Origin of the sequence: Gloeobacter violaceus PCC 7421, assembly GCF_000011385.1 — a bacterium.
Lineage (GTDB): Bacteria > Cyanobacteriota > Cyanobacteriia > Gloeobacterales > Gloeobacteraceae > Gloeobacter > Gloeobacter violaceus.
This window is the reverse complement of the sequence record NC_005125.1, coordinates 2,011,376-2,036,774: the sequence shown is the minus strand read 5'-3', so window position 1 is coordinate 2,036,774 and position 25,399 is coordinate 2,011,376. Positions and strand designations below refer to the sequence as shown.

Genomic DNA, 25,399 nt, shown 5'->3' with positions numbered 1-25,399 from the left:
GTTAGCAGATGCCGGGCGCCGGGAGCTTTTAGCGTCCCTGGGCGGCGGAACGCACAGCCTGCAATTTCTGGTAGGGCACCTGCTTGTTGACAAAATGCCGAATCTTGACGGTCTTGTCTTCGACTGCGTAGACCGTGTACCACCGCCCGTCGATGAGCACCTCGTCGCCCGCTACGACCTTCTTTGGTGTGCCCACTGGCGCCGAATTGGGCGCACGGCGGGCCGGTAGCCGCCAGTATTCGCCCAATAACCAGTAGACCGCAAAAGCTCCCAGGGCACCCAGCAGCCCGATCGGATCGGACACTTGCATAGATGGGTGGAAGTAACGCAACAGCAAGCAGCACCCAACACCGAGCGGGATCGCGCGCATCAGCAGGCGCAGCAATGCCTGCCCCAGACCCGCTCCCCCCAGCACCGGCAACGCCAGAAGACGGGCCAGCAGGTGGCCCGCTTGGGTGGCGAGATCCGCTGTCCGGTACACCCAGCTGCGGCCCAGCCGGCTGTCGAGGGAATAGACCATGTCGCGGATCACCAGGGCGGCCCGGGAGGCAAGCGCGAACAACACCGGCCGGGGCACGTCGGTGCCCAATTCCTCCGCACCGACGCGGTACTCGGCTAAGAAAAATTGTTCGAGCTTGGCAAAAGAATCGTACTTTTGTAGGGACTGCTCGGCGAGGGCTGCCGCCGCCAGGGCGCTCACGGTGCGATCGAAGTAGCCGGTGGCGGGCTCAAAGGTCGGCGGCGTCTGTGGTCGGGTAGGCTTAAGCTTTTGGGCGTTCCAATCGAGTTGTTCGGCGATGGCGTCGTCGAGCACCCTGCGAAAATCGGTCCCCAAAATCTCGCGGTGACCCATCAAGACCAGCCGCTTTTGAAAGTCCTCTAGATCAAAATCCGCCAAACCGTTCTGGGACTCCGCCAGGGCTACGAGGCTATCTAGCAATTGCTTGCGCTCGGCCTCGGGCGATTGGGCAAAGGCGCCATCGACCAACTCCTGGGCCAGGTAGTGGCGCAGATCCCCCTTGTGGTGCTCGGGCGATGCGGCCCAACGCTGCAGACGCGGGTCTGTCTGTCGCTTGAGAAATTGGCGAAAGTGGCTCAGCGATTCGCGGGTCACGAGCGCCTGCACGATACGGTTCAGGCCGTCCAGCCGCCCCCAGAGAATATCGTTGGAGCGCCAGGAGCGCTTGAAGAAGCCACCGAAGGCGTACAGCGCGTCACCGGCAAGCTTGTCTTTCCAGTCGCGTCTTTCGCTGTAGCCCATCTTCGCGTCGTGGGGGCTGATGCGTACCAGTTCGATAGGCTCTTTTTCTTGAAAGTCGGCCAGGTATTCGTAGGGCAGCAGTTCCTCATCCAAGTGTCGGTACTCGTGAAATAGCTGCAGGTATCTGGGGCTTTCTTCAAGGCCGCTCAAGCCGATAAGCCGTGCACTTGCCACTTCGACAATGTGCAAAATGCTGTCTTTGAGATCTACCGGCCGCAGGTCGGCCCAATCGGGGTCGGGCACCTGCGAGAGTACCCCAAAGGCGAGGCCGAACGGATCGATCCCGTTACTTTTGGCCTTGAGGGCGTCGTAGATGCCCGCGAGGGTGCGTGGCGAGGGCCAGACGATCTGCTCATCGCCGCCATCGATATAGGCGCGTGCCGCCTCTGTCGCAGCGTCGATGAGCCGCTCGAAGTACCCCGCCGCCGGATCGGGCTGTGCACCCGGCTGGTTGAGGAAGAAGGCGCGGTGGACGGCGAGCAGGTACGCATAGAGCTGCAGGCGGACGCGCTCGCGCTCTTGGGAGATGGGCACATCCTGCTCGACGAGCTTGAGAAACTCTGAAGCTATTTCCGCGCGGCTCAAAGCAGCTATCAGTGACGCTTTGATAATTTCGAGCAGTTCGATCTGGCGACTCAGTATCTGGGCAAGACGGCCGAGGCGGTTGTAGTGGGCAGCAGGTAAATCTTCGCCTTGATCGAGATCCCAGCAGACGACTTGCAGGATGAACCGGTGTTTGCGCAGAGCGTATTCGACATCAAGGTCGCGCACCTGCACGCTTGCCAGGCGAAAGTGCTCCTCGCGTCGGGGCAAGGATTCGCGCTCGTCGATGAAACTGGTGAGCAAGTCGGCGGCTTTGTTGAGGGTCTGCTCCTGGGCCTTGGCCTGCCCGGCCGTTTTTTGTTCCTCCAACCTTAAAATCACCGGCAAAACCCGGTCGCGCAGTGTCACCAACCGGATGCGCCAGTACAGATAGTTGACTTGCCCGGTCGCGGGCGGCTGTCGGTAGGTTTCGGGCCGGGTCAGCTTTGCTTCGAGCAAATAGCGGTAGCGGCGGACTTTTTCGTTGTAGCGGTTGATGGCCTCCAGGTCCTCGCCGATGCTCTCGTAGGTGGGCATGCCGATCAGCGCATCGCCGATCACCCGCAGCAGGTTCGGCCGGGGCATGTTCTTGAAGTGATCCGTTTCGGTGAACAGATCCGGGCTGGGGTCGATGTAGAACATCTTGCGGCAGACTGGGCGGTAGGCGGTGCGGCTGTGGATCTGGCCCAGGGCGTGGGAAAAAGGCCGGTTATCGAGAACCCCACCGTCGACAAAGTGCAGCCGGTAGCACCGCTCGTTGTTGCCGTCGTCGGGGGGTACATCCGGCAGTTCGCGTTTATCGAGTTGCCCCCACTGCACCAGAAACCGGTCGACCGGATCGACGAGCGGTGCGAGCCTGCCGGTCGGATCGGCGGTGGGCAGTTTGACAGTCACCACCGGAAAAGCGACCGGAAAGCACGAGGTGATCCGGCAGAGTTTTGCCAGAGCCTGCAAGCGGTCGGGCTCGGCGGGATTGAACTCCTCGCGCCGTCCGCGGCGGTGCTTGAGCAGGAATACCGAGCGGTGGTTTTTGACTTCGATGCAGCTTCCCGTATTGTCGAGCGCCTGGGTCACCCGGCCCAAGAGGTCGGTGCCGGTAACGAACAAGTCGAGTTCCGCCGTCGCGGTGGGCCACTCATCGGTGCCGTTTGGGACAGGGCGCGGTCGGCCGGCGCTCTGGAGCGCCTCGAAGAGCTTTTCTTGGTAGTAACCCTCGCCGTTGAGCACCGATTCGACCCGGTCGCTGGCTCGCCGTACCTCGGCTTTGCGCAGCAACTTGTCGATGGCACCGTTCTCGCGCCACAGCCGGGCAAATCCCTCGAAGTCGACGACCCGCTGCTCGTCGCTGTTGGCCAGGGCATAACTGAGCAGAACGCCGTTGATTCCTCCGGCGGAGGTGCCCGAGACGACGTCGACCGCGATATCCGAGTCGCTCAGGGCCTTGATGAGTTTGTAGAGCCCCCGGCCGCGCACGGCCTTGTAGAACTCCTGGCACACCCCGTTCATGTAGATGGCCAGGGCGACACCACCGTAGACAACCAGACCCAACCGGAACTCGCGGCGAAAAGAAGGCATAGACGGTATCGAATGCATTCGGTGATGGATGGGGCGGTGGGGTAACGCCCCGGCTGCCTTTTTCTATACTCGGCGGCCGGAGAATATGCACTCCCAGGTACTACGCTCAGCCGACCGCTTCGAGATCGCCGCCGTCGATGAGAAAGGCGCCCTGCTTGAAGCGCACCGCCCAGTAGTTGCCGGGCCTGCGATCGAGAATGAGCCCTTCTTGGCCCACCTCCAAAAAGGCCGAGGAGCGCAGCATGGGCATGGCGTCTGCGGTTTTGACGTAGGGCGGCACCCGCACCAGACGCACTTTTTGCCCGACTTCCATTCCAGCCATGTCCCACCGCGTGCGATAACTGCCCCTAGTGTACCGCCGCCGGGAATATCGACCTTTCCCCAGGTTTTCCACAGGGCTGTGGAAAAAGTCGGAAAACTTTGGACTTGCTAGGCTGGATGGGTCCAGGAAGATTACCCATGGAGCTTGTCCGCAGGGCCGCCACCGGGGCCATCCGCTTCTACCAGCGGTTTGTTTCGCCCTTGACGCCGCCCACCTGCCGCTACGTGCCTACCTGCTCGGAGTACACCCGCCAGGCGATCGAGCGATTTGGGGTGGCGGCGGGAATCTGGCTGGGCACCAAACGGCTGTGCCGCTGCCATCCGCTGCATCCGGGCGGTTACGACCCCGTACCGGAGCGCCGGTCGGTCCGTTAGACGACAGACCCGGGCGCTAGAATTGAGAGCGAAGTGGCTCGACCGTTATGACCGCTACGCGCCCCGACTTCGAACAAGAAGACAATCCGCCCGAGACCGACGACGCCCTCGACTCCAAGGACGAATTTCCGGACGAGGTCGAGATGACCCTGGGGGAGCACCTCGAAGAGTTGCGCACCCGCCTCTTCTGGGCGCTTGGCACCTTTATCGCGGCCACTATCGGCTGTTTTATCTTCGTCAAACCGATCGTCGATCTGCTGCAGAAGCCGGCGGGCACGACGGTCAAATTCATCCAGACCATCCCAGGCGAATTTTTCTTTGTCTCGTTTAAAGTGGCGGCCTACAGCGGTCTGATGGTCGCGGCCCCGATGATTCTCTATCAAATTGTGCGCTTCGTGCTGCCGGGGCTCAGTCGCCGCGAGCGCAAACTCATCCTGCCCATCGTGGTCGGCTCCAGTGTGCTGTTCGTCGTGGGCGTCGTCTTTGCCTTTATGGTCCTGGCCCCGGCCGCCCTCAACTTTTTTGTGAGCTACGGCGACGGCGTCGTCGATCAGACCTGGACGATCGAGCGCTATTTCGACTTGATGTTCGTGATGCTGATCAGCACCGGCATCGTCTTTCAGGTACCGATCTTGCAGGTGCTGCTCGGGGTGACGGGGATCGTCTCCTCCGAGCGGATGTTCTCGGTCTGGCGCTATGTGAGCGTCTTCGCGGTGGTGCTGGGGGCCGTCGTCACCCCCTCGACCGATCCGCTCACCCAGACCTTTCTAGCCGGGGCGGTGACAATCCTCTATTTTGGCGGCGCGGGCGCGGTCAAACTGATTGGCAAGTAAACTGGGACGACCCATGGGCATTTCTCTCACTCCCGAACAGGAAGGCTTCGTTCTTAGCAAACTCCAGACCGGGCAGTACCGCTCCGCCGAAGAACTGCTGGAGGTAGCGTTGCAATTGCTCGAAGCGCACGATCGCGCCGAGGCCAAGTGGGTCGAGGACGTGCGGGAGAAAATCGACGCGGCCATTGCCGCCTCGGAGCACGCTCCACCTGTGGACGGCACAGATTATGTGGCCCGGACCCTCGAACGGCTCCGACAGGTGCGCCAAGAAAGGGAATGAGCCGTTATATCCTTAACGTTCTTGCTGCCCAGGATCTCGACGAAATTGCAGACCGATTTGTAGCGGCAAGCGTCGAGGCCGGTGAGCGTTTTTTCGAGGAGTTTGACAGAAAATGCCTTCAACTTGTCACCTTCCCGAACAGCGGCAGAAGTTACGGAACGCTTCGGACTGGTCTTCGAGGATTACCACTCGGAGAGTACATCATTTTCTATCGAGTCCTGGACGATGGTATCGAAATCCTGCGCGTTGTGAGTGGCCGCCGCGACCTGCCTACCCTCTTTGAAGAATCGGGGTCTTGAGACCATGGGTTGGCTTAGAAGTTGTCAAAGCTACACATAGCATGCAAATCAAAACTGATAGCTGAGCGTTCCCTGCACAGTGAATGGCGTCCCGACGTAGATGCGGGTGTCGCTTTGCACCCCTTCGAAGTAGCGCACGTTGAACAGATTCTTGAAGTTGACCGCCGCCCGCCAGCGCTCCCGCTCGTAGTAGACAGCCGCATCGGCCCGCGTGTAGCCGGGAATGGCGAAGGTGTTGTCCAGATCGCCGGCGCGCTCGCCCACATAAAACAGGCCCGCGCCGACGCCGAAGCCCGAGAGCGCCCCTTCGCGCAGGCGATAGGTGGTCCAGAGGCTGGCGGTGTGGAAGGGGGCGTTGGGCAGGCGGTTATTCACCGCGAAGGTGTTGTCGCGGGTAATGCGCGCATCGCTGTAGGCCCAGGAAGCAATGACATTCCAGCCCGTAAGAATTTCGCCTGCGATATCGAAATCGACGCCGCTACCGCTTTGCTGACCGACCTGGATCGAAAAGCGCGGATTGAAAGGATCCGCTGTCAGGACATTGTCCTTTTCGAGGCGATAGATAGACAACGTCGAGAACAAGCGTCCTTCGGCCAGTTCGGCTTTGACCCCGGCTTCGTAGAGCGTGCCGCGCTCCGGCAAAAAGGCCGTCCCGGACGGATTGAGACCGAACTGGGGCAAAAAAGAACGGTTGTAGGTGGCAAAAAGCGAAACCGGCGCGATCGGTTGCCAGACCAGGCCCACCCGGGGCGAAAACGCCTGGGCGCGGGCCAAGGAGTTGAAGCTGTCGTCGCGGTAGTCGTCCTGGTAGTCGAAGCTGTCGAAGCGCCCGCCCAGCAACAACTTGAGATTGTCGGAAAAAGCGATTTGATCCTGGATATAGGCGCCGAAGGTGTTGGCGGTCGTCAGGCCGTCGAAACCGGAATCGTCGATGCGGTTGGTGTAGTCGAAGCGATAGACGGGAGTGAAGATATCGATGACATTGCCGTCGTAAAAGCCATTGTTGTAGAAAAACCCGGTTTGTTTGATCCAATCGAAGCCGACCAGCAGCGTGTGCTTGATGGAGCCGGTGTCGAATTTCCAGATGAGGTCGTTCTGCCAGGTGTAAGTTTCGTAGTACTGACCTCCCTCGAACCCCCCGAGGGGCAGCGTCCGCCCATCCGCCTGCAGCGGCCCGCTCACCTCGGTGGAGCGGTAGTCCTCGCGGCTGGTGCTCAAGCGCACGAAGCTGCGCAGACGCACATTCTCGGCAAATGCGTGCTCCAGGGTCAGATAGCCGCGCTTTTCGTCGTACACCTGCCGGCGGGTCGGATCGCCCAGGTAACGGTTGACCGGCAGGCCGACATCGGCTCCATTCACAAACACCAGTCCCCGGTCGATCGGGTAGTTGTCGCTCAGGTATTCCCCTTCGAAGCGCAGGGTGGTCTGGGGACTGATTTTCCAGGTAAGCGCCGGTGCGACGAAGAAGCGGGCCTTCTGGACAAAATCGCGAAAGCTGTGGGTGTCCTCGTAGGCGATGTTGAGGCGGTAGGCGAGGCTCGCATCGCCGGTGAGCGGACCGCCCAGATCGAGGGTGGTGCGGTAGAAGTCGTAGCTGCCCGCGGTAAAGCGGATGGAAGCCGAGGGGGTCAAAAGGGGTGCTTTGGTAATCAAGTTAATCGTGCCGCCGGGATCGCCCTGGCCAAACAGCACCGAGGCCGGGCCTTTGAGCACCTCCAGGCGCTCCAGATTGGCAACCTCAGGCGAGGTGCGGGCGTTGAAAAAGCTGCCGCCGTTGCGCTCCAGAAAGCCGTTTTTGTAGAGGCTGGCGGTGAACCCGCGGGCGTTAAACTCGGGGGCGCGACCGCCGAAGGAACTGGCGAAGGTCACGCCGCTGACATTGCGCAGCGCTTCCTCGATGCGTACCGCTCCCTGATCGTCGATTATCTGCCGGGGGATCACCTGAATATTGGCGGGAATGTCCCGGATGGCGGTGTCCGTGCGCGTGCCCGAATCGGCGTTCCTGCGCAGGTAACCGCGGTTGCCCAGTACCGTCACCTCCTCAAGCTCATCCTCACTTTTGCCCCCAGGCGTTTGCGTCTGTGCCAGCAGCTGTTGGGCCTCGCCGACGGCCAGTAGGTCCAGACGGCGGACGGGCGAGATCTCTGGAGCAGCAAGCGCTCCCGGTATACCCCACACTTGCAATAGCGTGCTAAAAAAGCATGCACAGCCCAAAACCGGTGCGGCAACGCTTTGAGCCGCACGCAAAGCACTTCTCATCAAAATTCCCAACTAAGCAGATCCAGACGGAAAAGATTGGGGGCGAGAAGACCAGAAGTCTTCGCCCTGCCACAGATCACGTCTCAGCTGCAAGCCGTGCCAAGCCTACCGTTATTGAAATTGGATGTCAATAGCAGGGAGCCGCCAGGCTGCGAAAACCGCACCAACGACGTGCGGGCGACTGCGACCGGGGCGCTATTGCTTTGCAATAGCGGACACGATCACATCAAATCGATGCTCTGCGCCCACACCCAGCCGCCCATGGCGGTGGCGGCCGCCAACAGGACCATGGGCACCGCCCCTTCGGCAAAAAACGGCATCTCCCCCGTCGTCGCCACCCAGAAGAGCGTGAAGCAGGCCAGCAAGGGCACAGACATCCCCGCGGCGCATCCGACAATCTGCAAGTTATAGAGGCGCTCGCGGCGGGGACGGCTCTGACTGCGCTCGATCTGAACGGCGATTTGCTTAATCATGGGAGAAATCTTCCGGGCAAACCGGGATGGATGGAGTGTCATCGGCTACCAAAGTTAGTTTTTCAGCTGCCCGTAAAACGGCGATGAACCCTGGATGAAGCCTTTCTCATCTCGGGCCTAGAATAGGGGCAACCCGCACCCCGGAGCCTCTGTCATGCTGCAGCGGTATTATTCGTGGCAGTGCCTGCCCTCCTCCGCAGAACTGCTCGATTCCGACGAGACACCGGTGGACAACGAACTGCAAAATCTTGTCCCCAACCTGCTCGGCGCCATTCTGGCCATCCTCTGGGCGCAGCGGGAGGACTGGTTTTTTGGCGTCGACATGGGCGTCTACTACGACCCCGAAAAACCGGCCGTCGTCCCGGACGGCTTCTTGAGCCTGGGTGTCGAACGGTTCGTGGCCGAGAACGGTCGCCTCAGCTATGTGCTTTGGGAGGAGGACAATGTTCTGCCCATCCTCGCCCTGGAAGTGGTCTCGAAAACTTACCGGGGCGAGTACGGCAGCAAGATGAAGAACTACGCGCGGCTTGAAATCTTGTACTACGTCGTCTACAACCCCAGCCGTCCGAGCCGCAGGCGCAAGCACGACACGCTCGAAGTATACAAACTTGTCGATGGGGAATACGTGCGCCTCCCCGGTGAACCGGTGTGGCTGGCGGAAATCGGCCTGGGGATCGGCCGCTCGCCCGGGCGCTACTGCGGCTGGCAGCGCGAATGGTTGTACTGGTTCGACGCGACCGGAAACCGGCTCGCTGCCCCTGAAGAACAACTGGCACAGGTCGAAGTACAGGTCGCACAGGAGCGCTCGGCACGCCTGGAAGCCGAGCGACGGGCCGAGCGCCTCGCCGAATTGCTGCGCGAGCGCGGCATCGACCCGGAAGCGCTTCTCTGAGCGGATTTGCTTTATTTCTGCCAGTCTTTATCTGCCATCTCCAGCACGTAGGAAGCCACCTGCCGGATCTCCTCGGTGCTCAGTTCACCCCCAAAGGCAGGCATGGCGTTTTTGCCGCCGGTGACTTGCTGGATAATCGCCGCTGGCGAACCCATCCCGAAGTGAGCGAGCGCCTCCTTTTTGAGCGTCTTCTCCGGCTCCACGATATTGTTCCCCCCGGCGTGGCAAGCCGCACAGTTGGCTTTGAAGATCTTCTCTCCCGCCGCTAGATCCGGCTGTGCCTCGGCCAGGATCACCCCCGCTCCCAGCACCGAAATGCTCACTGCCCCCACTGTCCACACCCACCGCATCGCCCTGCTCCCTTGACGCGCGCCCTTTGCTCTGGTATCTCATATATTAAGATTTTTCACAATCTTTTCATTTTTCTTGAGGTGGCGTATGGCAGGTATCAGGTATGGAGTGGTGATCGCTGCGGCATTGGCCGCAGCAGTGACGGCCGAAACCGTCCCGGCGAGTACCGCCGTGGTGAGCAAGTGGGTGACGGGCCTTGACAAGCCCCAGGGCCTCGCGCTCGTCGGCAAAGACATCTGTGTGGTGGAGCAGGGGGCAGGCCGGGTGGTTTGCTACACCCCGGACGGCAAGAATCAGACGGTGGCGGCAAAGGACCTGCAGCGCCCGTCGTGGTCGGTCGAGATGGATGGGGTGCTCTACGTGGCCGAACGCAACGGCAACGGTCTCGCCCGCGTCCAGTCGGGGCAGGTGAGCCGCCTGGAAGGCAAGATCACCGACCCGCTGGGTGTGGTCAAAGATCCGGGCCGCAAAGGCTCGCTGCTGGTGGTCTCCCACCGCACGGGCGAGGTGAGCCGCTACGCGCCCGACGGCAAAGGCACCCTCAAGAAGGAAGAGCCGCCGGTGACGGTCAACCCGCGTGAAGCGACCTACGGCTGGCGCGATATTGCTGTTGCAGCCGACGGCACAACCTACGTCACCGACCAGGGCGACAAGGGCGTCTACCGCTGGGCACCGGGTGAGAAGCCGACGCTTTGGGCGAAGGGCTTCACCGACCCCAGCGGGCTGGCTATCTCTCCCGCCGGGGACATCTACGTCACCGACATCGGCAGCGGCCAGCTGGTGCGCCTGGACAAGCAGGGCAAACCGACCGTGGTGGCCGACAAGCTCGGCAAACCCCGCGAAGCCCTCTTTTTGGATGAACGGACGCTGCTGGTCAGCGACGAGGGCGAAGGCAACGTCTACCAGGTGAAGCTGGGCAGTTAGCCGACTACGGCAACCAGGACCACAGCTCGACGGTCACAAAGCGCACCAGCGGATGGCTGAAGGCCTGGAAGACCGGCTGGGTCTCGCCGGTGACCTTCGCGTAACCGGTCATGCCCGGCTTCATCTCGGCTTTGGCTTGCGGGAAGTCGACCACGACGTTCACGTAGCGCGTCGTGCTCTTGAGCAACTCGGTCGGGTCGGCGCCGTACTCGACGCTCTTGGTGACGTTCTGGGGGTCGTTCTTGTTGTAGGAGGTGGCCACCGGTTCGATCGAGGCCACCTTGCCTGCAAACGAACGGGTCGGGTAGGCCCATAGCTTCACTTCCACCTCGCCGCCGGGCTTGAAGCCGTCGCCCGCCTGGTACTCGGGCATCTGGATGGTGCCGGTGATGCGGCTGGCGTGCTGGGCCACTCCCAGCACATCGCCCACCTGCATGCGGCTACCGACCTTCCAGTCGAGGTTGGGGGTGATGATGTAGCCGTTAAAGGGCATCACCACCTTGGTGAAATTGAGCTGCTGGCGGTAGTAGGCGTACTGGTCCTGGACCCGCTTCAATTCGGCCCGCTCCTGCTCCACTTTGCTGCGGGCGGCGGAAATCTCCTGCGGGTGGGGACCGGCCATCACCAGGCGCAAATTCGACTGGGCCTGCTCCAGGCGCTGCCCGGCGCTTGCCAGGCTCTCCTGGGCGGTCTCGACGCCGATGCGCTCGGTCTCCGCTTCGCGCTTGGCGTTTTCGTAGACTTGATCGGAGACGACCCCTTCTTTGCTGAGTTTCAAGTTGCGCTCCGCTTCGCGGGCGCTGAAGTCGGCTTTGCTCTTGGCGGTCACCAGCTGGCTTTTGGCCACCGAGACTTCCTGGCGGGCGACACTCACCTGATCGCGCGCCACCTGCACCTCCTCGGGCCGGGGCATGCTCAGCAACTTGCGCAATTCTTCCTGCGCAGTGATCAAGGCCGCCTCTCTGGTGCGCACGTCCGAAAGGCCCGTGTTCACCTGATTCTGGGTGTCCACCGAGCGCAAGAGCGCGAGGGTGGTGCCGGCCTTGATCAGCTTTTGATCGCCGCCCTTGAAGTAGAGCTTGTCGAGCACACCTTCGACTTCGACGGCGATCGGCTGCTGGCGAGGAGGCAACAGCTGGATCGCCCCGCCGTAGTGGTAGGTATAGGGCAGCATTAAAATCACGACAAAAGCCGCCAGGACAAGCCAGGGCAGACCTTTGCGGAACACTTCCCAAAGATTGACGCCGCCGCCGAAGCGCGGCGGGGCCGATCCGGGTGCCTCCAGAATGCCGTCCGATGCCTGGGAGGCCAGTTGCAAATTCGCCTGCTCCCCTTCCGGCAGTTGCAGATGGTCCGGCTTGCCCGCCGGGGTGATCGCCGCCTGGTCAGAACCCAGGGGCGACGACGAAGAAGCTTTTTTAGAAGTCCGAGTTTTGTCGCGCACGAGTAACCACCAATGGATAGCGAATGGGAACGGCAGGCAAAACAATAGTATCCCCAGACCTTCGCCCAAAAGATCGGGGACCAGCTTTTGCAGCGCCTCGGCGCTGTGCAGAGTAATGTAGGCAAAAAACGCCAGCCAGACCACCTCGCCGACCAGCGCAAAAAAAGTCATCCGCAACCGGTCGCCCAGGGGAATGGTGTCCGGCAGCCACTGCAGACGCAACAGACGCTCGACAATCTGGCGGTTGCGCTTAAATAAACTCGGCGGCAGCCGGTAGTAGGCCACCACCACACCGTAGGCGTCGCTCGGCCAGAGCGGGTTGGAGTCGAGCACCGTATCCACGAAGGCCATATAACACAGCGACACGGCCCAGGCGCTCATGCTGTTGGTCGAACCGTGGTTGAGGTACCAGGTGAGGCCGCCCAACACAAACAACAGCAAGCGCACGAGGATCGGAGTCGCGAAGGTCCAGATCTGCTGCTCGCGAGTGAGTTGGCGGAACAGCGGCCCCTTGCCGACGGTGAAGCGCGGAAAAAAGCCGAAGAGCATCTGCAGACCGAACTGCTCGACCGCCACGCCGTAATGGGAGGCGACGACGGCCTGGGCGACTTTGCTGATGCTGTTGACCACCAGGATGTTGACCATGTGCTTGGTCAACCCGTCGATGGGCGAGTAGTACTCTGAAAAATCCTGAAAAAACAGGATCTGGTTGTTGAGGATCGTAATCAGCGTCAGCGGGACGGTCGGGATGAGCAGCAAAAACGCGAGCTTAAAGAGCAGGTGGAACGGTTCGAGCAGGCGGGCAAACAGCACGAACACCGGCGCCAGCTCGGGGTAGTACCACTTGTAGGGCATGTCGCTTTTGGGCTTTTTGCCCTGCCCCGGCTCCCCTGTATCTTCAAAGGCACCCCCCGCCGCGAAGGGCTGCGCCTCGGAGACAACGATCGTGGCTGTCGTCTGTCGGCGTTCGCTGTAGCGCTCGAGCAACCCGTATTCGCCAATTTGTCGACAAAAAGGCTCGAAGTCCTCTTCGCTCATCTTGAGGCCGAAGCGCGCCTCGAAGGCCTCGATAATCTGGCGCGGCGTCAGGGCGCCGTCCATCAGCTGACAGAGAAAAAACTCTTCCTCGCCAAACTCGAAGGTCTCCCCGCTCGCCGGGTCCTTGATGCGGTAGGACTTGACGCCCGCCTTGACGACCTCATCGATGACGAGATCCCTGCGAAAGCAAGTTTGAAGGGGCTGGTACATCGAGACCTCCAACTTCCTCGGCGGGGGGGTGCAAGCGCCCACCGACGGCGATTTCAAGGTGCTAGGCGGGGCGCAGACCTTCGAGGAAGGGGATCTCAAAGCACTTGGGGTGCATGATCGGGCCGTGGCCGAAATAACCGTCCTCACCGAACAACTCGCCATGATCGGCGGTGACGATGAAGTGGGTGTTGGGCGGGCACTTCTCGATCAGTTCCCCCAACAGGCCGTCGATGTACTCGACGCAACGGATCTGCTGCTTATGCAGCTGCTCCATCTCGTCTTTTTCGAAGAACTTGGCCTCTACCGGTCCCTCGCCCGCCTTGAGCGATTCGTCCATGTGCTTGAAGACGCCGTGCACCCCTGAGATGTGGGGCAAATCTTCGCCGGAGAGCATATAGGGGTAATGGGTCTCGCCGAGGTTAAAGAAGTAGAACCGCGGTTCGTCCTCTTCGAATTCGACTTCCGCCACCATTGACTTGAAGTCGTTGTGGTTGCCCATCAATTTGTAATCGTCAAAAAAGCGGTTCATGCCCGTCAACTGGTTGAGCACCGGCATCGAGACGCGGGCGATCGTCTCGTAGCCCAGATCCTGCAGCACCTTCGGCAGCGACAGGTGCGGCACGAAAGTCTTGAAGGACAGATCCGGCATATCGAGCCGGTCGATCCAGCGGGTAAATTCCTGCTTGTAGACTTCGGAGGCGAAGACCCCCCGCGGGCTGGTGTGGGGCACCATTCCCATGAGCATGGCGTAATGGGAGGGCGAGGTCCACGAGGCGTAGCTGTAGCGCGCCTCCCCTTTGCCGATTTTGTCCATGTTGGGCGTCGCCGCCGCTTCATAACTGTCAAAGCGGCAGCTGTCCATGATGATCTGCACGAGATGGTTGGGCATTCCTGCCTCCACGCAGCCAGTAGGGGGGTCTCGATGCGATGATGTTTTACTTGCGCGAGATCGACTCGGTGGCCGTCGCCCGGTAGGTGCTCGCCAGTTCCTGCCAGCTGGCCGAACCGGCTTCCACCAGACCGTCGAGGTCGACATCGTCGATTTCATCGTCGTCGGAGGCCATCAAGCTCGCGGCGCGGTATTCCTCCGCCGCTTCCTTGAGCAGACCCTGCTTGGTGTAGAGATCGCCGAAGAGCTTGTGCTTGCGCGCCTGCAGCTTGGGCGCCGAGGGCAGGGCGCGCAGGATGTCGCCCGCTTCCTCGGTGCGGTCGGTCTGGACGTACAGATCCGCAAGCGACAGCATGATCGTCGGGGCCGGTTTGTCGCCCCGCGCTTCGAGCACCCTCTGCAAAGCGGCCTCGGCGGAAGTGTAGTCTTTGTTCTGCAAGTAGAAGCTCGCCAGCGACATGTTGGCCATGCCGCTCTTGGGGTTGAGCTTGACGGCGGTCTCGAGGGTACTGACGGCGTCGCCCGGCTTGCCGAGCTTCTTGTAGGCGCGCGAGATCAAGATTCGGGCCATCTCCGCCTGCGGATCGAAGCGCAGCGCCTTGTTGAAGTACTGGATGGCCAGATCGTAGTGCTCCTGGCCGAGGGCCGACATGCCCAGGGTGATATAGGCCTTGGCCGATTTGGGATCGAGCTTGAGGGCACTCTCGAAGGCCACCGTCGCCTGCTTGTAGTCTTTTTTGCGCAGGTGGGCCATACCGATACCGAGGCAAGCCTGCGGCGAGAGCGGATCGACTCTGAGCGCTTTTTGAAAGGCGTCCAGGGCTTCGTCGAAGCGCTTGGTCTTCAGGTAAACGCTGCCCGTCAACATCAGGGCCTGCAGGGAGGAAGGTTCTTCTTCCAAAATGGCAGTGGCTTCCTCGAGGGCTTCGTCGTAACGCTTTTCTCGAAACAGAGTCCCGGCGAGCTTCAGACGGTCGCGCGAGTTCGCCTTTGTAACTTTTTTAAGCTTTGGAGTAAATCCTGCCATACCGTAAATTTACCGAAGCAACAACTTGAGCAGAAGACTATCAGCTTTCCATTGGGGTGTCAAATGCGATGGACGTACTGCCCCCAGCCATGCTTTCTTACAAGAATTGCCCGCCGCCGAACCGGTTAGTCGTAACCCATCTGACGCGCCAGTTCCTGAATTTCCGGATAAAAACCCTTTCCGTCCGCCCGCCAGGCGAGCGAGTCTTCCAGCGAGAAGTGCCCTTCGGGCTGTTCTGAAAAGTATGGATTGCGCAAAAAATGGGGGTCGTGTCCGAGGTGGGTGCTGTAGGGGCCGAACCCGGCGTAGGAGGAGTGCTCCGGGTGCAGCATCGCCTGGCCAATCTCCTCGCTCCAACTCAGTCCCAGCCCCCGGCACAGATCGCGCAGGGTGGAAGTGGGACGGCTTGCGACCGCCTCCCAGTGCACGGCCGTCTGCTGGGAGGCAGGGACATCTGTCAGAAAACGGCGGATGTTGTCGTTGAACGTAAACCAGGTGCGCTGGGCATCTAGGACCGGTTTTTTGGCGACAAATTCGAAGGCCCCGTCGTTGATGGCAAGCGCCCCCCCGGCGATCGCCATCACCGCCTCGCCCTGGGCGCGCGGATGGCGCAGCAGGTGCACAAAGTGAGCCTCCGGAAAAGCTTCGTAAAGTCTTGAGAGCCGCTCCGGTTCGGCGGCATAGACCGGGCTCGGATCGACCAGCCGCAAAGGCGCCACCCGCGCGCACAACTCCGCGAGCACCTCGGTGGTCTGGGCGTAGTAGCGGTTGGAGAGCCAGCGGCGGGCCATGGCGACGGCGTTGAGGGTCTGCTCGCCGCTGTAGAGCTGGGCGACGGCGCGCAATAGCCCGTGGATCTGAAACTGGCGCGGCCCCTGCAACAGCAGCACCAGTTCTTCGACGGTGCGGGCCATCAGCAAGTTGATCTCGGGCACCCCGTAAGCTTCCGGGTGCTGGCCGAGCATCGCCGAAAGGGGCGAACTGCCGCTGCAGGTGGCCGAGAGGATGACTATCGGTGGGGCGGTCGGCATGGTGCGCGCCTTGGGGTGGGTTCGCCTGCAAGCCTATACGGATCGAAGGCGCGGGTCTACAATAACGGCGAGTTTTGTGCAGGATTTTTATGTCGGCCGAACCCGAGATTTTGCCCAGCGACGCGCAGAAACGCCAGGCGGTCTTGCAAAAATTCCGCGACCGCCACGAGCAGAGCCTGCTCGAAGAATTGCCGCTGCCGGAGGCTCCTGCCCAGGCAATGCCCCAGCTGGAGGACGTCCAGCCGCAGGTGGTCTACAACGCCGTCCCGCTCGAATTTCTCAAGACCATCCAGGATTGGGTCAAAGCCCCGGAGGTGGCCGAGGACTGCTCTTCGCGCAGCGAGCTGGAGGAGTACAAGCGCCAACTGCAGCATCAGTACAAGACGCTGGTGGCGCTGGTGCAGATGACCGCCGACGAGCTGGGGCGGCTCGACCAACGCCTGGCCCGTTTGCCGAAGTGATACAATAGCCCCCACTTGATATTGTTCTGGCTATACCTGTGTCGCATCAGCCTCTGATTATATTGACACCTCCACGCTCGTTTTCGTCGGTCGTCTGCGCGCTCCTGGGCCGACACCCGGATCTGTACGGTTTTCCGGAGCTGAATTTATTCAAGACCGACACGATCGAAGAACTGAATTTTGCCCGCATCCAGCGGCGCTGGCCCACGGCCATGGACGGCCTCGCCCGCACCCTGGCCGAAATCCACGAAGGGACGCAAGACGAGCTGTCGGTGCACCGGGCGCGCGTCTGGATCAACGAACACATGCACCTGGGTTGCAAAGAAGTGTTCAACTATGTACTCGATTATGTAAATCCTAAGATCGGCGTAGACAAATCTCCGACCACGATCTTAAAAGTCGAGAACATGGAGCGGGCCTTCCACATGTTTCCGAAGGCCCGTTTTTTGCATCTGACCCGCCACCCGGTCACCTCCGCCAAGTCGATCGCCGAATTTCTCTCGGTGATCATCCAGACGCGCGAGCAGGTGGGGGCAATGCAGGCCAAGGTGGGCTGGAGCGTCGATCCGGCCTTTCTGTCGGACGAAGAGGAAGACCTCAAGGGCAATAAACCGGTGAAGGTGAGCCCGCTCAAGCTCTGGCTGAGCGCCCACACCAAGATTATGAACTTCATGGAGCGGCTGCCCTTGGGGCAGGGCATGCGCATCCGCGGCGAGGATCTGCTCTCGGATCTCGATATTTATTTGCCGCAGATCGCCGAGTGGCTGGGGGTGCGCACCGATCAAGAGGCGATCGACGAGATGAAATCGCCCGAAGAATCGCCCTACGCCCGCACCGGTCCCATCAATGCCCCCTTCGGCAACGATCCGAAGTTTTTGGCCAACCCAAAATTGCGCAGCAGCAAAGTGCCCATCCCGCCCCTCAAGGGCACCTTCGAGTGGGCCGTCGACACCGACACCGCCCGCGAGATCCAGGAGCTGGCCCAGCAGATGGGGTACTAAAAGCGCGAGCCGTTTGACAAAAAGTGAGGTTTCGCTCCCATGATCCACCCACTTGCCTCCCCCACCGCCGCGCCCGGCCAGATCGCCCCCGGCGCCCACTCCCTCGGCACCATCGCCCAACTGGACATCGACGATGTCGATCAAATCGTCGGTGCCCTGGCCTGGTACGGGGGGCAAATCTACTTTGCCGGCCTCTACATCGACCGCGACGTGCAGGATTTTCGGCGCATCGTCCGCTTCGACCCGCAGACCCGGGGTTGGCAGACGGTGCACACCTCCCTGGCCATCAACACCAAGCGGCGCAGCGGCCCGGGGAACATGCTCGATACGTTCTTCCCGGACAATCCGACCGAGGAGCAATCGAAGGACAAGCTTACCGACGCCCTGGGGGTGAACCTGGCGGGCGAGCAGGCCCTGGAGACGGGCCGCAATGTCTATTGCTGTCTATTTGAAGAGCGGGGTCGCTTGGTGGCGAGTCTCTCTTCGCCCCTGGGGGGCGAGGTGGCCATTAGCGAAGATGGCGGACCGTGGCGGACAACATTCGATCTTGTGCCTGCGAACGGCCACACCTTTCACCAGCCTGTCCCGTTTGGGGGCGGGGTGGTGGCCCTGGCCACCGGCCTCAGCCAGAATGCGCCGCCCCTACTGCGCGGTGAGGCTGTGGACTCGGCCCTCTGGGAGGAAGTGCCCGTACCGGGATTTAAGGAACAAGGCAACGAACTGGCCTGCCGCGCGGCAGTATTCGCGGATTCACTCTATATAGGAACGCGCAACCTGGAGCGCGGTTTTCAGTTGTGGCGGCTGGGGGCGCTCGCCGCTCAGCCCGGCGATTTCGAGCAGGTGATCGCCAGCGGCGCCTATCTATTTAGCGACAACCAGCAGGTGGCGGCGATGGCCCACTTCGGGGGCTGCCTTTACTTGGCAGGCGGCAAATCCCACCGCTCGCTGCGCGCCCACCAGGTCGCCAATGTCGAAATCTTCCGCGTCAATCCCGACGGCGGTTGGGATCTGATCGTGGGCAAGCCGCGCTTTTCGCCCTCGGGGCTGAAGGTGCCTTTCTCGGCGATGGGTCCGGGCTTCGACGACGGTACGGCCGTGCTGCAGTGCCTGGTGGCCCACGCGGGTTACCTGTGCGCGGGTTTCACCAGCCGGGGCGCCTTCAAGTTGTTCGTCACCCCGGACGGTGAGCAGTGGACGGAAAAACCCCTGGGGAATTTCGGGGGCGAGTTGGTGGCGGCCCTCTCGACCCCCGAGGGGTTGGTGCTCCTCTTCAACCCGCGAGCCCAGGGACAGCCCCCGGCCAAAAAAGGCGAGCCGCTGCCTTCGATTGCCCTCGAAGCCTGGCGCTTCCCCCTGGACTGAGCCGTTTTTTTGCCCTTGAACGACGTTTCTTGAGGAAATTCGCCATGCAAACCACCACGGAAAAATTCGGAACGACCTACGAAGCCGCCCCCGGCATCGGCCTGTTTGACCTGGACTTTGAATGGCTGATCGACGCCTTTCGCACCACCGGCTACGTCTATTTCAGCGGCTTCGGGGCCGACACCGAAACGTTTAAGCGCTTCAGCAAAGAGTTCTGCACCGAATTTCGCCCCTACGTGGGCGGCGCCTACAGCCGCGAGACGATCGGCGGCGACAAGACTTTGATGTCGGTGACCGGTCATAAATTGCGCTTCGCCGTCCCAATGCACGGCGAGATGTACTACTCCCTCTACCGACCCTCGGTGCTCTGGTTCTACTGTGCCGCCCCGGCCCTGAGCGGCGGTGAGACCACGGTCTCGGACGGCATCCGCTTCTGGAAGACCTTGAGTCCCACCACCCGCGAACTGTTCCGCACCCAGCGGCTCAAGTATATCCGCACCTACCCGGACGGCACCTGGCAGGGCATCTACCAGACCGACAGCCTTGAGGAGGTGACCGCGATCGCGGCCGCCAACCGCATGGCGGTCCACTTCGGCGAGAACCGCAGCGTCACCACCGAATTTCTTGCTTCGGCCTTTGTGGGCAGCCCCGACGGCCGGCATGAGGTTTTCATCAACAACATCCTGCCGGTGGTGGGCCAGGAGCGGGCCGGTTCGAGCGCGAGCCTGGTGCGCCTGGAGGACGGTTCTGCGATCCCCGAGGCGGTGATAAGCGAGTTGCAGGCGGTGGCAGAGCAGATCACTATCGCCCTGCCCTGGAAGAGCGGCGACATCGCCATGATCAACAACAGCCGCGCCATGCACGGGCGGCGGACTTTTGCCGACAATCAGCGCGACATCTACGTGCGCCTCGGCGACGCCGCTTTCCCGCTGTAGTTGTCCGATTTTCCGCAGGCGGGATCGGTGGTGCTAGGATCCCACCAGAGTCTGGGACAGAACCGCTGTGGCGCAATCACCGGTCGCCTTCGTCACGTTGGAAGCGTTCCTGCGCCTTCCGGAAACCAAACCCGCCTGCGAATATATCGACGGTCGGATTCTTCAAAAGCCGATGCCCCAGGGCAAACACAGCACACTGCAGGCCGAACTGGTGATTGCCGTCGACGCTGCGGCCAAACCCCGGCGAATTGCAAGGGCTTTTCCAGAACTACGTTGTACGTTTGACGGGCGTTCGGTGGTTCCGGATATCGCCGTGTTTGCCTGGGAACGCATTCCTATCGACGAACAAGCCGAGATCGCCAACGTTTTCGACCGCGCTCCCGATTGGACCATCGAAATGCTTTCTCCGGAGCAAAGTCAGACCCGGGTCACCGGCAACATCCTCCATTGCCTGGAGCACGGTTGTCGAATGGGTTGGCTTGTCGATCCCGCCGAGCGCTCCGTGCTGGTGTATCCGCCTGGACGTCAGCCGATGTTGCTGAACGTCCCAACTGCTCCGCTACCGGTGCCGGAGCCAATCTCCGATTTGCGCTTGAGCGTCGGCGAGGTATTCGGTTGGCTGAGCACTGTGCCCGGCGCCTAAATACTTCTTTGTACTGAGGTGGGCGTCAGCGACCAGACGCGAGCATCGAGAAACTGCGTTTGTACTGTCCGTGACGAAGTTCGACTACAACCTCGATTACGTGCACCTGGACCTGCGTGCCCATCCAGAACTCTACCGTGTGGGTGTGGGCGAGCAAGGGGTACTGCTCGTCGAGCCCTACAAAAGCGAACTGCTGCCTCACTGGCGCTTTCGCACGCCTGAGGTCGCACGCGCATCGGCGGACAAGCTTTTTGCGATGTTTCTTGATTACAAAGCCCAAAGCGACTTTGTCGGTATGGACATGGCACGCAAGTTTTTGCAGATGGGCTTCACCCGCGCCCGGCGTTACGCCAATCACAAAGGCGGACGCAAGTGGAACGAAGGGCGAACCGAGGTGTTACCGATGGTTCAAGACCCGCAAAAGGCCGAGGCGGCGGCTATTTTCTACCACATGTACCGCCAGGCCAAAGAAGATCCCGAGTACCTGCGCCTCAAGCACGAGCACCAGAGGCGCTACGGTTGACTAAGCGTGGTTCCACCGCGGGGAAGACGCTCGTTGGCGGTAATGGATGGCAAAGTGACTCCAACAGCATGGAAGTCACGCGGATGGCAGCAAAAGGGGAGCGCAGGCGATTTATCCAGCGTTTCGCGGCGGGGGCGGCGATGCTTGCGGCCGGTCAGGCGCTGACGGCACAGAGGGGGCAGGCCCAGGGGGCAATCCCGCGCCGTCCGTTCGGCAAGACGGGCGTGCAGGTGTCGATTATCGGATTGGGCGGCTACCACCTGGGTTCGGCCAAAAGCGATGCGGAAGCCGTCCGTATCGTCCATGCGGCGATGGATGCGGGGGTGAATTTCCTCGACAACGCCTGGGAGTATCGCGACGGCCTGAGCGAGGAGCGCATGGGCAAGGCGTTGCGCGGCGGGAGGCGGCAGCAGGCATTGTTGATGAGCAAAGTCTGCACCCACGGCAGGGACCGCAAAGTGGCCATGGGCCAGCTCGAAGAATCCCTCAAACGGCTGGGGACCGATTATCTCGATCTCTGGCAGGTCCACGAAGTGATCTACGACAACGACCCGGAGCTGCACTTTGCCCCGGGCGGTGTCATCGAAGCGCTGGAGCAGGCCAAAAAGGAAGGCAAAGTCCGCTACGTCGGCTTTACCGGTCACAAAGACCCGGCGATTCATCTGAAAATGCTCGACAAAGGTTATCCCTTCGACGCCTGCCAGTTGCCCCTCAACTGCTTCGATGCGAGCTTTCGCTCTTTCGAGCAGCAGGTGCTGCCGCGCCTGAATGCCCTGGGGATTGCCGCCATCGGCATGAAAAGTTTCGGCGGCAGCGGCGAAATGCTCAAAAAAGATCTGCTCTCCCCGGCGGACGCGCTGCGCTACGCGATGAGCCTGCCGATCGCCACCACCGTAAGCGGAATCGAATCGACGGCGATCTTGGAGCAAAATCTGCGGGTGGCCCGGGGCTTCGTCCCCTTCGACCAGAAGCAACTGGCGGCGATGCGCTCGCAGTACGCGACGCTCGCAGCCGACGGCCGCTTCGAGCTGTACAAGACTTCCAAAAAGTACGACGGCCCCCCCGGCCGCGAGCAGCACGGTTTCCCCGCGGACAAAGAACTGGCTTCTTGAGCGAACGGCACCTCACCCCGGTTGGCCGTTGCCACGCTCGCGGTCGCGACGCAAAATGTAGTCGTTGATGGCTTCTTGGCGGCGGTTGAACGCCCGCAACTCTTCGATGGCCTCTTGCTGGCGCAAGCCCATGGTGCGCAATTCTTCGACATTTTGGTCCAATCTGGCAGTAGTTGTGCGTAGCTCTGTGACAGCGTCGACCGCCACGTTGATGAACCGTTCGCCAACACCGACCAACCGATCGAGGTTCTGAGTGTTAGTCAGCGTGGCGGCCCGCAGTTCGGCTATCAACTCGCCATGCTGGTCAAGCCGCTGCTCAGCACGGTCCAGGCGCTCTTCCATCGAAAATGCTCCTATTCGTCTGCATACATGCTTCTCTATCTAACCGATTTGCCCAGCAGCATCCAGAATTTTTTCCTGTGCCGGACAAAAATTGGCTTCGGCCGGCTTTTGCGAATCTCGCAACTGTTTTGCGCTTGGCGGGTCTGCCCCAGCCCGACCTGCCGCCGTTACCACCCCGTCCTTGATACTACAATCGGGCTGGTCACTGGAAGACACCGTGCTCAAGCTCTACCACCTGCCCATCTCCTTCAACTCCCGCCGCGTCTGGATTGCTCTGTTGGAGAAGGGTCTGCCCTTCGAGTCGATCGCGCTGCAACTCGACGGCGACCAGTGGCGCGAAGACTTTCTCGCCCTGAACCCTTTTCATCACATTCCGGTGCTCGTCGATGGCGGATTGCGGGTACTCGAATCGCTCGCCATTCTCGACTACCTCGAAGCGAAGTACCCGATGCCTGCGCTATTGCCCGGGAAGCCCGAGGTGCTGGCCGCCGTGCGGATGGTCGAACTGGTGACGATCAACGAACTGGTGCCGCCTTTCGGGTTGCTCATCCGCCGCTCGATGGGGGCGGCGGTCGAAGCGGCAGCCGCTGAGCAGGCCAAAGGGCGAATCGCGACGGCGCTTGGCTTTTTTGAGCAACTGCTGGGGGAGCAAACTTACTTCGCAGGCGAGCAATTCACCCTGGCGGAAGTGGTGGCAGGCACAGTCGTGCCCCGGCTGCCGGGGGTGGGCGTCTTGCTCGACGATTACCCGCACCTGCAGCAATGGGGACGGCGGTTAAATCAGCGTTCCTCCTTTGCGCGGACCGAACCGAAAGCGCCGGATCTGGCGGCCTTTCGCGCCCGGATGACGGCCCTGAACACTCGGACGAACGCCCCGACAGATCCGCCCCGGGATGGCGCTACCCGGTAGATTTCCCTTAGAGCGGTTTGCAGTCGCACAAACTACAGCCAGTCGGCTGAAAACCGTACTGGCGGCGGGGTTTTCCCCCTGACACCTGGCACCTGCTTTAAGCTCGTCGCATCTTTGAAGAACTATTTTGGCCGGCGGCTAAAGCGGCGGGAAAACGGACCTATATAGATGTTAGTGTCCGCCGCGGCACGTTCTCGTCTCTGTTGCCGAATCGAGAATGGGAGGAAAATGCGCATATGAAAGTTTTCAACTTGGCCCACCCGGCCCAGCCGAGCATCGCCGACGCGCTGCACGAGCTGGCTGTGCGGTTACAGCCACTGGTATGGCAGTGGCACGTGATCCGTCGGGAAACGGCAATTACACCTGCGGAGCGCAACACAAAGCTCGCCAGGTTGGAGCGCGAGGCCAACCGCGCTGGTATGGTCGAGATGCACCGGTTGCTGCGTCACCTGTGCCGCCAGTACTGTAGTGCCCGCAACGCAGCCTGGGAGGGACGCTTCGATGTGCAGGTGTTCGAGGAGGAGGTGCTGTTGCTGTTGCACGAGCGCCTGCCACAATTCGAACCCCAGCGAGGCCGATTTTCGACATGGTTGAGCAATCACGTCCTGCAGGAGGTGTTCAGCAGTCTGCAGCGCCGGGTCAATCCCCGCTGGGGGCGGCCTGCGCCCGTCACGGAGCGGGGTCGTCAGCAGCGGCGGCGGGCGCTGCAACTCGCCCAAGCCACATCGGCACACGGGGCGGCGGGTTCTGGCGGCGACCCTCCCCCGGACTTGCTGGAGGGCATCCCCGACGCTAGAGCGGCTGTCGGGGACGCGCTGCTGGAGCAGCAGTGCCGCGAGCAGTTCCTGCGGGCGGTGGATGGGCTGAGCGCAGCGGATCGGTTGTTGCTGGAGCGCATCTTCCTGCGCGGTGAGGTCAAACAGGACGTCGCCCGCTCCATGGGCCGTTCCCCCGGGCGGATCTCCCAGAAACTGGGCGACATCAAGAAGCGCCTGGCCGAGCTGTTGGGGCCGGATTTTAACGACGAGTGCGGCGACACGCATTTTTGCCGCGGCGCCCAGTGCCGGAGAAGCCGGGAGGAGCCCGGGAGCGCGCCCTGTCCGCAGGGCGCCGGAGCGCCCGCAGCCTCGAACCAACGGACGGCCGAGGATATGGCGGAGGCGATCCCGGAATTGCTGCGCCGCAGCGGTTGGACCGCTACGGCAGAAACGCTTCGCCCGTGCAGCGATCCGGCCGAACAAGCCATCTGGGACCAGCTGATGGCGAGGCCCGTGCCGCCCCGGGAAAGAGGATGGTGGTATCTGGGAGCGGTGGCGGCCGGGATCAGCGTGGTTTTGTTCGCCGGTCTCGCCCGCATGGCCCAGACCCCTTCGCCGCCGACTCTGGCGGATGCACCGCCTCCACCCGAGCGGCCCGCGACCCAGCGCCCCCAGGCCGATCCGCCCCCAAAGGCCACGCCCCGTTCCCCCGCCGCCCCGGCGCCCCGGCAGACCCAGCAGACCCAGCAGACCCGAAAGCCGCAGGCCGCGGCCGAGCGACCGGTGGCCCGCCCCCGTCCTGAAAACAAACCGTCGGTCCCTCCTGCGGCCCGGCGCTTGCCCGCGCCGCTCATCGCCGCCGGCCCCGAAAAAGTGGTGGTGCGGGGCGACGCCGACAGCGCCCACCGGGACTACGCCGTTACACTCTGCAAGGCGCTGGGCGAATTGTCACCCCTGCCCGATACCGACGGACCCACGGTGCTTGAGGTGCCCTTGTCGGTGGCGGCGGGCCGGGTCCGTTTGACAGAAGCGCCAGAGGTACTAATCTCCAGCGGCGCCGAGCAGGATGCGGCACTGCTCGGGGCAGTAGAAGCACTGCAGAAGCGGGGGTTACCCGACTGGCCGGACGGCACAGAACGCACGGCGCGTTACTTGCTCACCTTCGATAGCAGTGAGGAGCAGCCGCTGAATTGTCGGCCGGACTGAAGCCAGTCTGGAGCAGGTGTCAGGTGTCAGGTGCCAGGGTTGAAACGCCTGTCAACTGGGATTTGGGCAATCTGCTGTTGTC

25 protein-coding genes are annotated in these 25,399 nt (G+C 61.7%); 15 read left to right on the top strand and 10 right to left on the bottom strand.

From position 1 onward, the window contains the following. Nucleotides 1-28: 28 nt before the first annotated feature. Both GLL_RS09910 and sipA read right to left on the bottom strand, forming a co-directional pair. Entirely contained in the window at nt 29-3,418 is a 3,390-nt protein-coding gene (locus GLL_RS09910) for a patatin-like protein (protein WP_164928891.1), read from the bottom strand. Nucleotides 3,419-3,524: 106 nt separating this feature from the next. Next, a complete protein-coding gene (sipA, locus tag GLL_RS09905) occupies nt 3,525-3,740 on the bottom strand; it encodes a regulatory protein SipA (protein ID WP_197530158.1) in 216 nt (71 codons plus the stop codon). Between the two features lie 137 nt (nt 3,741-3,877). On the opposite strand from sipA, the gene yidD reads away from it, so the two are divergent. The 4 genes from yidD to GLL_RS09885 are packed head-to-tail and all read left to right on the top strand — an operon-like array spanning nt 3,878 to nt 5,526. Further along, complete coding sequence (yidD, locus tag GLL_RS09900) at nt 3,878-4,114, top strand: membrane protein insertion efficiency factor YidD (protein ID WP_011141911.1); 237 nt, start codon at nt 3,878-3,880, stop codon at nt 4,112-4,114. A gap of 47 nt (nt 4,115-4,161) precedes the next feature. After that, nucleotides 4,162-4,947, top strand: coding sequence for a twin-arginine translocase subunit TatC (gene tatC / locus GLL_RS09895; RefSeq protein ID WP_011141910.1), 786 nt, complete (start codon nt 4,162-4,164; stop codon nt 4,945-4,947). Nucleotides 4,948-4,960: 13 nt separating this feature from the next. Beyond that, nucleotides 4,961-5,227, top strand: coding sequence for a ribbon-helix-helix domain-containing protein (locus GLL_RS09890; RefSeq protein ID WP_011141909.1), 267 nt, complete (start codon nt 4,961-4,963; stop codon nt 5,225-5,227). After that, nucleotides 5,224-5,526, top strand: coding sequence for a type II toxin-antitoxin system RelE/ParE family toxin (locus GLL_RS09885; RefSeq protein ID WP_011141908.1), 303 nt, complete (start codon nt 5,224-5,226; stop codon nt 5,524-5,526). Before GLL_RS09890 ends, GLL_RS09885 begins: the two co-directional genes overlap by 4 nt. A 48-nt stretch (nt 5,527-5,574) precedes the next feature. Here the strand turns inward: GLL_RS09885 and GLL_RS09880 are convergent, their stop codons facing one another. Together GLL_RS09880 and GLL_RS09875 are read right to left on the bottom strand one after the other, a co-directional pair. Beyond that, nucleotides 5,575-7,704: a TonB-dependent siderophore receptor gene (locus GLL_RS09880; RefSeq protein ID WP_231848432.1), complete on the bottom strand. Its 2,130-nt coding sequence runs from the start codon at nt 7,702-7,704 to the stop codon at nt 5,575-5,577. A 302-nt stretch (nt 7,705-8,006) separates the two neighbouring features. After that, on the bottom strand, nt 8,007-8,258 hold the full coding sequence (locus GLL_RS09875) for a hypothetical protein (protein ID WP_164928890.1): 252 nt from the start codon (nt 8,256-8,258) through the stop codon (nt 8,007-8,009). A gap of 154 nt (nt 8,259-8,412) precedes the next feature. Here GLL_RS09875 and GLL_RS09870 point away from each other — a divergent pair, with 154 nt between their 5' ends. Further along, nucleotides 8,413-9,150 (top strand): Uma2 family endonuclease, encoded by a 738-nt coding sequence (locus GLL_RS09870; RefSeq protein WP_011141905.1) that lies wholly within the window; start codon nt 8,413-8,415, stop codon nt 9,148-9,150. An 11-nt stretch (nt 9,151-9,161) separates the two neighbouring features. Here GLL_RS09870 and GLL_RS09865 read toward each other — a convergent pair whose 3' ends face one another. Next, a complete protein-coding gene (locus GLL_RS09865) occupies nt 9,162-9,500 on the bottom strand; it encodes a c-type cytochrome (protein ID WP_011141904.1) in 339 nt (112 codons plus the stop codon). 88 nt (nt 9,501-9,588) lie between these two features. Here GLL_RS09865 and GLL_RS09860 point away from each other — a divergent pair, with 88 nt between their 5' ends. Next, complete coding sequence (locus tag GLL_RS09860; RefSeq protein WP_011141903.1) at nt 9,589-10,425, top strand: SMP-30/gluconolactonase/LRE family protein; 837 nt, start codon at nt 9,589-9,591, stop codon at nt 10,423-10,425. A 4-nt stretch (nt 10,426-10,429) separates the two neighbouring features. On the opposite strand, the gene GLL_RS09855 is transcribed toward GLL_RS09860, so the two are convergent. The 4 genes from GLL_RS09855 to GLL_RS09840 all read right to left on the bottom strand — a co-directional run bounded on the left by GLL_RS09855 (nt 10,430) and on the right by GLL_RS09840 (nt 16,064). Then, a complete protein-coding gene (locus GLL_RS09855; RefSeq protein ID WP_164928889.1) occupies nt 10,430-13,117 on the bottom strand; it encodes an HlyD family secretion protein in 2,688 nt (895 codons plus the stop codon). Nucleotides 13,118-13,178: 61 nt separating this feature from the next. Continuing rightward, complete coding sequence (locus GLL_RS09850) at nt 13,179-14,006, bottom strand: sulfatase-like hydrolase/transferase (protein ID WP_164928888.1); 828 nt, start codon at nt 14,004-14,006, stop codon at nt 13,179-13,181. A 46-nt stretch (nt 14,007-14,052) separates the two neighbouring features. Then, nucleotides 14,053-15,033, bottom strand: a complete 981-nt coding sequence (locus tag GLL_RS09845) for a tetratricopeptide repeat protein (RefSeq protein ID WP_011141900.1) — start codon at nt 15,031-15,033, stop codon at nt 14,053-14,055. A gap of 125 nt (nt 15,034-15,158) precedes the next feature. Continuing rightward, entirely contained in the window at nt 15,159-16,064 is a 906-nt protein-coding gene (locus tag GLL_RS09840) for a sulfotransferase family protein (RefSeq protein WP_011141899.1), read from the bottom strand. Nucleotides 16,065-16,153: 89 nt separating this feature from the next. Between GLL_RS09840 and GLL_RS09835 the strand changes: the two genes are divergently transcribed. The 7 genes from GLL_RS09835 (at nt 16,154) to GLL_RS09805 (ending at nt 22,101) form a co-directional block, all read left to right on the top strand. Continuing rightward, on the top strand, nt 16,154-16,525 hold the full coding sequence (locus GLL_RS09835; protein WP_011141898.1) for a hypothetical protein: 372 nt from the start codon (nt 16,154-16,156) through the stop codon (nt 16,523-16,525). 62 nt (nt 16,526-16,587) lie between these two features. Next, nucleotides 16,588-17,526 (top strand): sulfotransferase family protein, encoded by a 939-nt coding sequence (locus GLL_RS09830; RefSeq protein WP_164928887.1) that lies wholly within the window; start codon nt 16,588-16,590, stop codon nt 17,524-17,526. A 39-nt stretch (nt 17,527-17,565) separates the two neighbouring features. Beyond that, nucleotides 17,566-18,888, top strand: coding sequence for a hypothetical protein (locus GLL_RS09825; protein ID WP_011141896.1), 1,323 nt, complete (start codon nt 17,566-17,568; stop codon nt 18,886-18,888). A 44-nt stretch (nt 18,889-18,932) separates the two neighbouring features. Then, on the top strand, nt 18,933-19,823 hold the full coding sequence (locus GLL_RS09820; RefSeq protein WP_011141895.1) for a TauD/TfdA family dioxygenase: 891 nt from the start codon (nt 18,933-18,935) through the stop codon (nt 19,821-19,823). A 67-nt stretch (nt 19,824-19,890) separates the two neighbouring features. Beyond that, nucleotides 19,891-20,466: a Uma2 family endonuclease gene (locus GLL_RS09815; RefSeq protein ID WP_011141894.1), complete on the top strand. Its 576-nt coding sequence runs from the start codon at nt 19,891-19,893 to the stop codon at nt 20,464-20,466. A gap of 70 nt (nt 20,467-20,536) precedes the next feature. Then, nucleotides 20,537-20,989, top strand: a complete 453-nt coding sequence (locus GLL_RS09810; RefSeq protein ID WP_011141893.1) for a DUF4385 domain-containing protein — start codon at nt 20,537-20,539, stop codon at nt 20,987-20,989. A 68-nt stretch (nt 20,990-21,057) separates the two neighbouring features. Beyond that, complete coding sequence (locus tag GLL_RS09805) at nt 21,058-22,101, top strand: aldo/keto reductase (protein ID WP_011141892.1); 1,044 nt, start codon at nt 21,058-21,060, stop codon at nt 22,099-22,101. 12 nt (nt 22,102-22,113) lie between these two features. On the opposite strand, the gene GLL_RS09800 is transcribed toward GLL_RS09805, so the two are convergent. Continuing rightward, entirely contained in the window at nt 22,114-22,443 is a 330-nt protein-coding gene (locus tag GLL_RS09800) for a hypothetical protein (RefSeq protein ID WP_011141891.1), read from the bottom strand. A 217-nt stretch (nt 22,444-22,660) separates the two neighbouring features. Between GLL_RS09800 and GLL_RS09795 the strand changes: the two genes are divergently transcribed. Together GLL_RS09795 and GLL_RS09790 are read left to right on the top strand one after the other, a co-directional pair. Next, nucleotides 22,661-23,353 carry a glutathione S-transferase family protein gene (locus tag GLL_RS09795; protein WP_011141890.1) on the top strand — a complete coding sequence of 231 codons (693 nt, stop codon included), beginning with the start codon at nt 22,661-22,663 and terminating at the stop codon, nt 23,351-23,353. A gap of 236 nt (nt 23,354-23,589) precedes the next feature. After that, the gene (locus tag GLL_RS09790; protein WP_011141889.1) at nt 23,590-25,317 is read left to right on the top strand and encodes a hypothetical protein; all 1,728 of its coding nucleotides are present in this window, start codon (nt 23,590-23,592) and stop codon (nt 25,315-25,317) included. The last annotated feature ends 82 nt before the right edge of the window (nt 25,318-25,399 follow it).